Source organism: Kitasatospora sp. MAP12-44 (assembly GCF_029892095.1).
In the GTDB taxonomy this organism is placed as follows: domain Bacteria; phylum Actinomycetota; class Actinomycetes; order Streptomycetales; family Streptomycetaceae; genus Kitasatospora.
This window is the reverse complement of record NZ_JARZAE010000004.1, coordinates 3390344-3402386: the sequence shown is the minus strand read 5'-3', so window position 1 is coordinate 3402386 and position 12043 is coordinate 3390344. Positions and strand designations below refer to the sequence as shown.

Sequence of the window (12043 nt, the reverse complement as noted above, 5' to 3'; positions counted from 1 at the left end):
TAGCTTCACTCGGCGTGAAGCGTGCCCAGAAAGTCATCCAGGGGAGTGGGTCAGTGACCACCCAACTTGCCGGTCCGGCGGCCTCCGAAAAGGTGCGGTCCCGCTACGTGGGCCTTCGAGGGGCGGCGGGTCGCAGCGGGGGCCGCCGCCTGCTCAGGCGGCTGCTGGGCTCGGGCCGCTACGCGGCGCCGGCCCTGCTGGGCTACGCCGCGGTGCGCGCCGTCGGCGTGCTGGTGGTGCTGCTCTGGCACCAGAAGCACGGCGAGAGCGGCCTGCACCGGCTGAGCACCTTCTGGGACGCCAACTGGTACCAGGACGTGGTCAGGCACGGGTACTCGTACTCCGTCCCCGGTCCGCTGGGCCGGTACCAGGCCTACGCCTTCTTCCCGGTCTACCCGGCGGCGATCAAGCTGGCCTGGTGGGCACTGCCCGTATCGGTGAACCAGGCCGCCCTGCTGGTGGCTTGGGCCGCCTCGCCGGTCGCCGCCTGGGGCGTCTTCGCGACCGCGGCCGAGCTCTACGGGCGCCGGACCGGTGTGATCGCCGCGGTGCTCTGGGGGGTGACGCCGTACGCGCTGGTGGAGAGCCTGGCCTACTCGGAACTGATGTTCACCGCCTTCGCCGCCTGGGCCATGTACGCGGCCATCACCCGCCGGTGGATCTGGGCCGGTGTGTTCAGCACGCTCGCGGGTCTGACCCGTCCGACCGGCGTCGCGGTGGCCGCGGCGGTCTGCGCGGGCGCCGGCTGGGCCCTGCTCGCGCAGTGGTGGCAGGGCCGCCGCGCCGAGCTGCCGCAGGGCGAGCGGGTCGCCTGGTGGCGTCCGGTGCTCGGCGCGCTGATCGCGCCGGCCGGCTTCGTCGGATTCGTACTCTGGGTGGGTATTCAAAAGGGCAGTGTTGACGGCTACTTCAAGGTCCAGGAGGCCTGGGACTCGCACTTCGACTACGGACATTCGACGGTGGAGTCGCTGAAGGGCATCCTGACCACCGGCAACACGCTGTGGCTGGCCGACGCGGTGGTGGCCGCCACGCTGGCCGCATCCGTCCTGCTCTTCCTGCTCTCGGCGCTCCAACGCCAGCCGCTGCCGCTGCTGGTCTTCAGCGGCGTGGTCCTGCTGATCGCGCTGGGCGACGCCGCGTACTTCAACTCCCGGGCGCGCTTCCTGCTGCCCGCCTTCGCGCTGCTCTTCCCGCTGGCCGGCACGCTGGCCAGGGTCCGCACCCGGGGCGCGGTCGCGACGGTGCTCGGCTTCGCCGCGGTCTGCTCCGCCTGCTACGGCGGATTCCTGGCATTTGTCTATACCAACTCGCCGTGATGAAGTCAACTCCGGTATTCGGCCTGGGAGTAGCGCGTCGCGAAGCCCGGTAAGGTCTGCTTCGCCCGCCACGGGCGGGTGTGGCGCCACCCGTGCCACCGACCCGTCCCCGGACCCGAGAGCGTCACCTGTGACCGATACCGCCATCGGCCCGCCCCGGCAGCCGGCCGCCCCGGCCGCCGGCGGTGAGACCGGACCGCGCCCGGCCTCCAGCCGTCCCAGGCTCTATGTGCTGGACGGGTTGCGTCTGGTGGCCGCCTTAGGAGTTGTGCTCTTCCACTGGGTCGGCGTGCAGAGCTTCCCGGCGGTCTGGCGGGGCCAGGACGCCAAGTTGATGCCGTTCGCCCACCTGATCGGGTCGTACGGCTGGACCGGGGTCGAACTCTTCTTCCTGATCAGCGGATTCGTCATCTGCATGTCCTGCTGGGGCAAGTCGGTGGGCGACTTCGCCGCCTCCCGGGTGGCGCGGCTCTTCCCCGCGTACTGGTTCGGCGTGCTGCTGACCTCGGCGGTGCTGCTGATCTCACCGACCGTCTGGGGTGCCGACACCTCGCGGCCCACCGCCAGTCGGATCTTCAGCAACCTCACGATGCTCAACGACCCGCTGAACGTCGACCCGATCGACCCGGTGTACTGGACGCTCTCGGCCGAACTGCGCTTCTATGTGCTGTTCGGACTGGTGCTGGCCACCGGTCTGACCTACCGCAAGGTGGTCGCCTTCTGCGGACTCTGGGCGCTGGCGGCAGCCTTCACCCCCAAGGCGGACATGCCGCTGCTGGAGATCATCACGCAGTCCACCTACGCGTGGTACTTCATCGCCGGCATGGTGATGTACCTGATGTACCGCTTCAAGCCGAACCTGCTGCTCTGGGGCCTGTTGGGGATCTGCTGGCTGATGGCGCAGGAGCGGATCAGGTGGGTGATCGACGCCAACCACTACGCGACCTGGCACCACCTGTCCTGGAGCCTCACCATCGCCGCGATCACCGTCTACTTCGTGCTGGTGCTGGGGGCGGCGCTGGGCTGGTTCGACCGCGTGCAGTGGACGTGGCTGACCTTCGCGGGCGCGCTGACCTACCCGCTGTATCTCGTACACCAGGAAATCGGCTGGGAGTTGATCTCCTGGCTGCGCGGGCGCGGGCTGGCGCCCTACCCGACGCTGGTCTGCTCGCTCGCTACCATGTTGGTTGCCGCGTGGTTGATCCATCGGACGGTCGAGCGGCCCCTTGCCCCGATCATGAGCCGGGCCATGAAGGCGTCGTTCGCCCAGGTGCGCGACGCCGCCGGATCGCAGCGCCGCTGAGTGCAGCACGCCGCGGGCGCCTCGGACGCGTCCGACCAACCTCCAGACAAAGGGCGGGTCATGGGAATCAGAACAGCTGCCACGCCGGACAGCGGCGCCTGGCTGCGGGCCCGCGCCTCGGTTCCCGCGCTGGCCGCGGCGGTGCTGATGTTCTGCGTCACCGTCCGCAACGGGCGCCTGAGCGGCATCGACATGATGGACAACAGCATCGTGGTCAAGGCCGCGAAGACCTTCGTCGACGGTGGCTCGCCCTACGCGGACAAGCGGTTCCTCTACTTCCCGAGCTCGGTGCTGATCGCCGCCCCGCAGGCCTACCTCTCCGAGCAGTTGCTGAAGTGGCTGGTCCCGGCGTTGACCGCGGGCATGGTGATGGCGGGCTGGTTCTTCGCGCTGCGGATCTTCCGGGTGTCGGTGCTGAGCCGGCTCTCCGTGCTGGGCGTCCTGCTGATCTGCTTCCTCGGCTCGTTCCGCAACCTGGTCCAACTCGGCAACTGGACGGCCTACTCGGCGATGGCGCTGCCCGCCGCGCTGCTGCTGGCCCACCGCTCCAAGTGGGTGTGGGCCGGTGTCGTGGTGGGGCTGGCGATGGCGACCAAGCCGATACTCGTTCCGCTGGCCCTGCTCTTCCTGATCGCCCGGCGGCCCAGGGCGTTCGCGGCGGCGGTGGTGGTGCCGGCGGCCTTCGCGGCCGTCGCGGCCGCGCTGATGCCGCAGCCGGGCCTCTTCTTCACCAGGACGCTGCCGTTCCTGCTGCACGGCCAGGACGCCTTCGCCCGCCCGTACGACGCCTCGTTGGGGACGCTGCTGCCCCGGCTCGGCGTCCCGGACGGGGTCGCGCTGGCCGGCGCGGTCGCGCTGGCGGTGGCGCTGCTGGTCGGCGCCTGGCAGCGCTGGCGGGTGGGCGGTGACGAGGCGCTGCGGCTGGTGGAGAGCGGCGCCATGCTGATGCTGGCCGCGCTGGTCGTCAGCAAGCCCTCCTTCGACCACTACCTGTTCGTGATCCTCCCGGTGCTGATGGCCTCGGTGGTCCGTCCGGGTGCGGCCGCGCGCAGCGTCTGGATGGGTCTGGTCCTGATCCCCAGGCTCGCCGGCTTCGACTTCCCGCAGCTCAACCCCGTGCAGAACTGGGCGTATTCGGTGGCGGCCGTCAACGTGGTGTTCTCACTCGTCCTGCTGCACCGCGCGTTCTTCGCGGGCCGGCGGCCGGCGCGGGGCGGCGCCGATCCGGTCATCGGGGCGGCGGCGGAACCGGTGGAGCAACCGGTCGGTCTCTGAAGGCAGTGCCAGTACCCGTGAACGGTGACGACCGAGCCCCGGAAGGTTCTTCGAGCATGAGCATCAGTGCTGTCGCGAGTGACGCCCCCGCCGGTCCGGACGAGTCCGGGGAGCGGCAGCCCCTGGGCCCGCTCGCCCGCCTGCGGGCCCAGGGGCCGCCGCGGCTGCTGCGGCTGCTGCGGATGGACTGGCTCTGGGTGGCGCTGCTGACCGCCGGCATCGGCCGGTACCAGGCGGGCAAGCCGGAGCTGTGGCGCGACGAGCTGGCGAGTTGGAGCGCCGCCACCCGCAGCACCGGCCAGCTGCTGGAGATGCTGCGGCACGTCGACGCGGTCTCCGGGGCCTACTACCTGCTGCTGCACGAGTGGATCTCGATCGCCGGCGATTCGCCGGTGATGATGCGGATACCGTCGGTGATCGCCATGGCGGGCGCCTCGGCGTGCGTCGTACTGACGGCGCGGCGGCTCTTCGACCGGCGCACCGCGCTGCTGGCCGGACTGATCTTCGCGACGGTGCCCTCGATCTCGCGCTACGCGCAGGAGGCCCGCTCGTACGCCTTCGTGGTGCTCGCGGTCTCGGCGGCGATGCTCCTGCTGCTGCGCGCCCTGGAGCGGCCGACCTGGCGCCGCTGGCTGGCGTACGCCGCGGCCGTGACCGCGTCCGGGCTGTTCCACATCGTCTCGCTGCTCTTCCTGGCCGCGCACGCGCTGATCGTGCTGCTGCGCTGGTGGCGTGACCGCTCCCGGCGGCCGCTGATCGGCTTCACGGCGGCGGTGACGGTGGGCCTGATCCCGCTGATCCCGCTGGTGATCCTGGGCCGTCGGCAAGTCACCCGGCAGATCGGCTGGGTGCAGAAGCCGGTGCTGCAGACCTTCGCCGACATCTGGAGCCCGCTCTTCGGCTCGGCCCTGGTCTGCGGCTGTGTGCTGGCGCTGGCCGTGCTGCCGTCCGCCTGGCCGCGCGGGCGGCGCCGGGCCTTCGAGATCGGCCTGGTCGCCTCGCTGCCGATCCTGCTCAACTGGTTCGTCTCGCAGGGCAACACCTCGTACTTCTCCGAGCGCTACATGCTCTTCACCGTTCCCGCCTGGTCGGTGCTCGCGGCGGCCGGCCTCGGCGCGCTGCGTCCCCGGGTGCTCGGGGCGCTCGGCCTGGTGGGGATGGTGCTGCTCGGGTTGCCGGACCAGGGGGGCCTGCGCGACGTCAACTCGCACGAGTGGAGCGACACCACGGCCGCTGCGCGGATCCTCATCAAGGGCTACCAGCCCGGGGACGGCTTCGCGCCGCTGCGGTCCACCTCGGCCTGGATGATGATCGACTACCAGATGGAGTACGACATGCCCCCGGCGGTCAAGCTCCACGACGTCTTCACTGCCAAGACCCCGGCCCAGGCCCAGGACCTCTTCGCGGTGGAGTGCACCGACCCGGTCGCCTGCCTGGGCGACACCGCCCGGGTCTGGGTGGTCACCACCGGGGACAACCCGAGCCCGGTCTACGGCTTCCCGAAGAACGAGGCCGACGCGTTGATGTCCGCGTACAAGGCGGCGGACATCGAGCATGTGCGCGGGCTCACGGTGTCCCTGCTGGTACGCCAGTAGCCGGTCCGGCCGGTTTTCTGGACCGGCCGGCTCTGTCAGTCGCGGGTCATAGACTCGGAGGGCCATGAGTAGCCTCTTTGACGACCTCCCGCTCCCGGGCTTCGAGCTGAAGCCCTCCTTCGCGACGCCCGCGGACCACGCCGAGGAACCTCCACCGGAGGAGTACCACGGTCCGGAGGGCGGCTACGAGGAAGAGATCCCGCACGATCTCTTCCAGACCGACTACGCCGCAGCCACCGCCCGCGACGCCTTCCACCGCAACGGCGCCCACCGCACGGTCGTCGATCCGGCCCAGCTGCTGGAGGGGATGAACGACCCGCAGCGCGAGGCGGTGCTGCACGCCGGTTCGCCGCTGCTCATCGTGGCCGGCGCGGGCTCGGGCAAGACCCGGGTGCTGACGCACCGGATCGCCTACCTGCTCGGTGCCCGCGGGGTGCAGCCGGGCGAGATCCTGGCGATCACCTTCACCAACAAGGCGGCCGGCGAGATGCGCGAGCGCGTCGAGCAGCTGGTCGGGCCGCGCGCCCGGTCGATGTGGGTCTCCACCTTCCACAGCGCCTGTGTGCGGATCCTGCGCCGGGAGAGCAAGCGGCTGGGCTTCACCTCCAGCTTCTCGATCTACGACTCGGCGGACTCGCAGCGGCTGATGTCGCTGGTCTGCCGGGATCTGGACCTCGATCCCAAGCAGTTCCCGCCGAAGTCCTTCACCGCCAAGGTCTCCAACCTCAAGAACGAGCTGATCGACGAGGAGACCTACGCGGCGCAGGCCGCGAACCCGATGGAGCGCAAGCTCGCCGAGGCGTACGCGCTCTACCAGCGCCGCCTGCGGGAGGCCAACGCGCTGGACTTCGACGACATCATCATGACCACCGTCAACCTGCTGCAGGCCTTCCCCGACGCGGCCGAGCACTACCGGCGCAGGTTCCGGCACATCCTGGTCGACGAGTACCAGGACACCAACCACGCCCAGTACATGCTGGTGCGCGAGCTCAGCGGCGGCGCCGCCGGCTCGGCGCCCAAGCGCACGGTGGACGGCGACTTCGTCAACCCGGCGGCGGCCGCGCTGGCGCAGGTGCCGCCCGCCGAGCTGTGCGTGGTGGGTGACGCGGACCAGTCGATCTACGCCTTCCGCGGCGCGACGATCCGCAACATCCTCCAGTTCGAGGAGGACTACCCCGACGCCGTGACGATCCTGCTGGAGCAGAACTACCGCTCCACGCAGACCATCCTGAGCGCCGCCAACGCCGTCATCGAGCGCAACACCAGCCGACGCGAGAAGAAGCTCTGGACGGCCGGCGAGCACGGCGAGAAGGTCATCGGCTACGTCGCGGACGACGAGCACGGCGAGGCGCAGTTCATCGCCGAGGAGATCGACCGGCTCACCGACGCGGGCGACGCCCGGCCGGGCGACGTGGCGATCTTCTACCGGACGAACGCCCAGTCGCGGGTGTTCGAGGAGGTGTTCATCCGGGTCGGCCTGCCGTACAAGGTGGTCGGCGGGGTGCGCTTCTACGAGCGCAAGGAGGTCCGGGACGTCCTGGCCTACCTGCGGGTGCTCTCCAACCCCGAGGACACCGTGCCGCTGCGCCGGATCCTCAACGTGCCCAAGCGCGGCATCGGCGACCGCGCCGAGGCGATGATCGACGCGCTGTCGGCCCGCGAGCGGATCAGCTTCGCGCAGGCGCTGCTGCGGGTGGACGAGGCGTACGGGATGGCCGCGCGCTCGGCCAACGCGGTGCGCAAGTTCAACGAACTGCTGGCCGGGCTGCGCCAGATCGTCGAATCGGGCGCCGGACCGGCCGCGGTGCTGGAGGCGGTGCTCGAGGAGACCGGCTACCTCGCCGAACTGCAGTCCTCCACCGACCCGCAGGACGAGACCCGGGTGGAGAACCTCCAGGAACTCGCCTCGGTGGCCCTGGAGTACGAGCAGGATCCGGGTGAGCGCCCGGACGCGGGGGAGGAGGGCGCGCCGCCGGTCGGCACGCTGGCCGACTTCCTGGAGCGGGTCGCCCTGGTGGCCGACTCGGACCAGATCCCGGACGACGAGGACGGCTCGGGCGTCATCACGATGATGACCCTGCACACCGCCAAGGGCCTGGAGTTCCCGGTGGTCTTCCTGACCGGCATGGAGGACGGGATCTTCCCGCACATGCGGGCGCTCAGCCAGGTCAAGGAGCTGGAGGAGGAGCGCCGGCTCGCCTACGTCGGCCTGACCCGCGCGCGCGAGCGGCTCTACCTGACCCGCTCGGTGCTGCGCAGCGCCTGGGGCCAGCCCGCCTACAACCCCGCCTCGCGCTTCCTGGACGAGATCCCGGGCGAGCTGGTGCAGTGGAAGCGCACCGGCGCGGCCGCGATGCCGGGCTCGCGCGGTTCGGGGTCGGGCTCCTCGCGCGGTTCGTCCTCGCTGTCCGCCGCCTCGCCGAAGGCGGGCTGGGGCAAGTCGGCGCGCAAGGTCACCGAGCGCGAGGTGGTCGCGCTCGCGGTCGGCGACCGGGTCAGCCACGACACCTTCGGCCTGGGCACGGTGGCCGGCACGGAAGGCGTCGGGGACAAGGCCAAGGCGACGATCGACTTCGGCAGCTCGGGCCGCAAGGTGCTGCTGCTGCGGTACGCGCCGGTGGAGAAGCTTTAAAGAGGTTGGGGGCCTGTGATTTTCCCCTCCTCTTGAGGGGTGGCACGGTCATGGGCCTCCAGTGACGCTAACCTCCCCTCAGGTCTGTTATCGGTGGTTAACGTGGAGGCAGTGATGGGTGTGTCAGGCCCGATCCGGGTCGTGGTCGCCAAGCCGGGGCTCGACGGTCACGACCGGGGCGCCAAGGTGATCGCGCGCGCCCTGCGGGACGCCGGCATGGAGGTGATCTACACCGGTCTGCACCAGACGCCCGAGCAGATCGTCGACACCGCCATCCAGGAGGACGCCGACGGCATCGGCCTGTCGATCCTCTCCGGCGCGCACATGACGCTCTGCGCCCGGGTGCTCGTGCTGCTCAGGGAGCGCGACGCGGCGGACATCAAGGTCTTCTGCGGCGGCATCGTCCCGGACGAGGACATCGTCGAGCTGAAGGCGATGGGTGTCGCGGACATCTTCACGCCGGGCACCCCGACCCGCGACGTGGTGGCCTGGGTCGAGGCCAACCTGCGCGCGGCCGGCTGAGCCTGGCAGGACCGGGCCGTGTGCTGCGGCCCGGTCCTGCCCCGCCATCTCAGCCGTTGTCGTTCAACTCGGCGAGCATCGCGGCGCGGAAGCGCAGCGTGCCCGCGAGTCGCCCGAAGGTCTCGGCCCACGCGCTGTCGGGCGAGGCGTCGGCGGCCAGCGCCTCCACGGCCGGAGCCGTCGCGGGGGAGAGCGAGCGCTCGGTCATGCCGAGCACCCCGCTGTGGCTCCACGGGTACGCCCCCGAGGCAGCGGCCCGCTCCAGGGCGGCCACCACCGCCGTGCTGAGCGGCGGCGTCCACGGGGTGGCGCAGGCGCCGAGCAGCTGAAAGGCGTCGCCCAGGCCGTGGGTCTGCAGGAACGAGGACGTCCAGGCGGCCCGTTCGGCCGGCGGTAGCACGGCGAGCAGCTTGGCCGGCGAACCCGCCGTCCGCACGCTGCCCGCGCGGCGCGGGGCCGGGCCGAGCAGCGCCCGGGCCCAGCGGGCGTCCTGCTGGCGGACGGCGGCGCGGGCCCAGGCCTCGCGCAGGTCGTCACGCCAGCTGTCGCTGCCGTCCTCGCCGTCCGCCGGGTCGCCGTCGTCCGCGCTGACCGGCAGGGCGAGCAGCTGATCGTGCGTCAGGTCGAACCCCGTCGTCCAGGCGGCCAGCGGGGTGGCGGCCACCACCTCGCCGAACCACCAGGCGCGCTCGCCGCGGCCGGTCGGCGACTTGGGCGCTATGCCGTCCCGCTGCATCGCGCTGTCGCAGGCGGTCGGCGGGCTGACCAGCAGCCGCCCGTCCGCCACCTGCACGAGCGCGCGGGCCCGCTCGGCCATCCGCGCGCCCAGCGCCGAGCCGGGCAGGGTGGAGAGCAGTTCGGCGGCGGTGGTCCGGACGTTCTTGCTGCGGTCGCCGAGGGCGGCCTCCAGGAACGGCTCGTCCGCCTCGGAGAGGCCCTCCTGCAGCGCGTCCAGGAAGAGCAGCCGGTCCTCGGCGCGCTCGGTGGACCAGGTGCCGCGCAGCAGTTCAAGCGCGGCCGGCGGGTCGCTGCGGCGCAGCCGGGTGAGGTGGGTGACCCGTTCGGCGAACAGACCCTCGTGCCAGGTCTGCTCGCTGCCCGCGGCCCGGCTCTCGACGGCGGTGCGCCGGACGTAGCTCCAGTCCGGGTTGTGCTCGGCCAGCCAGCGGCCGAGCGGTCCGGCCAGTGCCACCGCGTCGCCGCGCAGCTCGCTGCGCGCCCGCGCGGCGTCCAGCAGCGCGGGGACGAGTGCGGCCGGCGGCCGGTAGTCCAACTCCCGGGCGCCGGCCAGCCACTGCGGCAGCAGCTCGGCGAGGTTGGCCAGTGCGCCGACGCCGGTTCCCGATCCCGTGCCGGAGCCGGTGCCGGATCCCCGGCCGGAGAGCAGCACCGCGAGTCGGCGCGCCGCGGCGTCGGGCAGCGCGCGGCGCTGGTCCGGCGGGGCGGCCGGTTGCGGCGGCCCGGCCGGGACCGGCAGCAGCCCGGCGCGGCGCCGGACGGTGGCGAGCGCGGCCAGCTCCAGCAGGGCCGCCGCCGGGTCGCCGCGATCCACCGCGCCGGCCGCCGCCGCCAGCGCGCCCGTCCCGGAGGCCGGCGGCAGCGGGCGCCGGTCGGTGCCCAGGAGCGCGGTGGTCCGCAGCTCCTCCCAGAGATCCGTCTGCACGCTGGTCACCCGCTCACTCCCGTCGCCCGGCCGTTCTCGCCCCACACCGTGACCGGGGCGAACCCCCGGTGCCCGCACTCGCCGAAGACCGTCACCGGACGGCCCGCGGAGATCGCCGCCAGCCGCCAGAGCGCCGACTGCGGCGTCCCGTGGACGGGCAACGCGCCCTGCCCGTCGGTCAGTTGCCAGCCACCCGGGCCGGGCACCGGGACCACCCCGGTCAGCACGGTCGGCCAGGAGTCCAGCCATGGATCGTCCGCCACCGCCTCGCCGTACCCGGCGAGCGCCCGTACGGTCGAGACGCCGGGCGGCACGGCCTCGGCCTCGGGCGGCGCCTCGGGCCCGCCGTGCCGGGTGCCGAGCACCGCGCGCAGTGGGCGCGCGTTCGGCTGGAAGGCCAGTTCGGCCTCCAGCAACTGCCCGGTGGGAATGGCCAGTTCGGGCGCCTGACCGGGGCGGCCGAAGGCCAGCAGCAGGGCCGGGTGGCCGGTCTTGGCCCCGCGCAGCCAGAGTCGTCGGGTGGTCAACCGCTCGTCCGCGACATCCTGGCGGCCGAGCACCAGCCAGCGGTCCCGGACGGTCGGGCCGGCCAGCAACTCGGCGCTGTCGGTGCTGAATCCGATCCGGGAGCGGACGGTGGCCGCCAGTGGCTCGGGCAGCTCGCCGACCCGCTCGTAGGCGGCGGCCAGCAGGTGCAGCAGCGCATAGCGGGAGAGCAGCGACTCCTCGTCGAGGTCCTCCAACTCCCGCACCCGGCTGGCGAGTCCGGGAGCCTGCGCGTCCACCATCCGCGCCGCGACCTCCTCCCACGGGCTGGCCGCGGTGCTCTGGTCGGCCAGCCCGTGCCGCACCCGGTCGGCCAGCCGCAGGCGCAACTCCTGCGCCCCGGCGGCCACGCGGGCCGAGCGCCGCTCGGCCCGCCGGCGGGCCGCCGCCGGATCCGCCTCGGCCCTGGGCGCCCGCTTCTGCTCGGCCCGGTCCTGGCGATCCGCCAACCAGGCGCCCGCCCACTCGGGCGGCTCGCCCCCGTTCGGCACCGCCTGCGCCCCGACACTCCACAGCAGGAGCAGCCCCAGCGCGTGCTTGCACGGGAACTTCCGACTCGGACAACTGCACTGGTACGCAGGCGTGGCGAGCTCGACCACCGTCCGGTACGGCGTACTCCCACTGCCTTTGCATGCCCCCCAAAGCGCCGTTCCATTGCACCCCACCCCCGACCACGGCCCCGGTCCGGACAACTTCCCGGCGGCCTTCGACGACGCGGCGTCGGGCGAGAGGGACAGGACATGCTCAGTGCTCCAGCGTTCCTCCATGCCTCGAACGCTAGGCCGGGGGACTGACAAGCGGCCTCGGTGCCCGCCGTGCAGCGGATACGCCCCGGCCGCGCCGGGCGGACCCGAGGGCTGCCTGACGAAGATTCAGGAACTTCCGCCGGATGTCTATCGATGACCTGATCACGTGGCTAGCATGAGCGAGTCGCCACGTCTGCTGTGGTGAATGATCTGTGCTCCTCCATGAACTCACACGGCAATCGAAAGAGGGTCACCATGAGTGCACTGGCATCGGACATCCGCGATGCGGGGCCGCTGGTCGTCGAGGACGAGCTGATCGAGTTCGAGGAGGAATTCGACGCTCCGCAGGCCTGCATCTACAACCACGTGACGTTCACCCCCTTCCTCACGGAGGTCTGGACCTGCGCGGGGAACTCCTGACCGACCGGTCGTAGCAGGTCCCGTG

9 protein-coding genes are annotated in these 12043 nt (G+C 72.0%); 7 read left to right on the top strand and 2 right to left on the bottom strand.

Annotated features, from left to right (window positions below; all coding sequences use genetic code 11):
- Positions 1-53: 53 nt before the first annotated feature.
- The 6 genes from P3T34_RS15775 to P3T34_RS15750 all read left to right on the top strand — a co-directional run bounded on the left by P3T34_RS15775 (position 54) and on the right by P3T34_RS15750 (position 8643).
- The gene (locus P3T34_RS15775) at positions 54-1316 is read left to right on the top strand and encodes a glycosyltransferase family 39 protein (protein ID WP_280666671.1); all 1263 of its coding nucleotides are present in this window, start codon (positions 54-56) and stop codon (positions 1314-1316) included.
- A 130-nt stretch (positions 1317-1446) separates the two neighbouring features.
- The gene (locus P3T34_RS15770) at positions 1447-2619 is read left to right on the top strand and encodes an acyltransferase (RefSeq protein ID WP_280666670.1); all 1173 of its coding nucleotides are present in this window, start codon (positions 1447-1449) and stop codon (positions 2617-2619) included.
- Between the two features lie 60 nt (positions 2620-2679).
- On the top strand, positions 2680-3894 hold the full coding sequence (locus P3T34_RS15765) for a glycosyltransferase 87 family protein (protein ID WP_280666669.1): 1215 nt from the start codon (positions 2680-2682) through the stop codon (positions 3892-3894).
- Between the two features lie 56 nt (positions 3895-3950).
- Positions 3951-5489 carry a glycosyltransferase family 39 protein gene (locus P3T34_RS15760; protein WP_280666668.1) on the top strand — a complete coding sequence of 513 codons (1539 nt, stop codon included), beginning with the start codon at positions 3951-3953 and terminating at the stop codon, positions 5487-5489.
- A 64-nt stretch (positions 5490-5553) separates the two neighbouring features.
- Complete coding sequence (pcrA, locus tag P3T34_RS15755) at positions 5554-8121, top strand: DNA helicase PcrA (RefSeq protein ID WP_280666667.1); 2568 nt, start codon at positions 5554-5556, stop codon at positions 8119-8121.
- 114 nt (positions 8122-8235) lie between these two features.
- Positions 8236-8643, top strand: a complete 408-nt coding sequence (locus P3T34_RS15750; protein ID WP_280666666.1) for a cobalamin B12-binding domain-containing protein — start codon at positions 8236-8238, stop codon at positions 8641-8643.
- 49 nt (positions 8644-8692) lie between these two features.
- On the opposite strand, the gene P3T34_RS15745 is transcribed toward P3T34_RS15750, so the two are convergent.
- Both P3T34_RS15745 and P3T34_RS15740 read right to left on the bottom strand, forming a co-directional pair.
- Positions 8693-10315: a DUF5691 domain-containing protein gene (locus tag P3T34_RS15745; protein WP_280666665.1), complete on the bottom strand. Its 1623-nt coding sequence runs from the start codon at positions 10313-10315 to the stop codon at positions 8693-8695.
- Entirely contained in the window at positions 10312-11619 is a 1308-nt protein-coding gene (locus tag P3T34_RS15740) for an SWIM zinc finger domain-containing protein (RefSeq protein WP_280666664.1), read from the bottom strand. Before P3T34_RS15740 ends, P3T34_RS15745 begins: the two co-directional genes overlap by 4 nt.
- Positions 11620-11853: 234 nt before the next feature.
- Between P3T34_RS15740 and P3T34_RS15735 the strand changes: the two genes are divergently transcribed.
- A complete protein-coding gene (locus P3T34_RS15735) occupies positions 11854-12018 on the top strand; it encodes an SflA family class IV lanthipeptide (protein ID WP_280666663.1) in 165 nt (54 codons plus the stop codon).
- Positions 12019-12043: the final 25 nt, after the last annotated feature.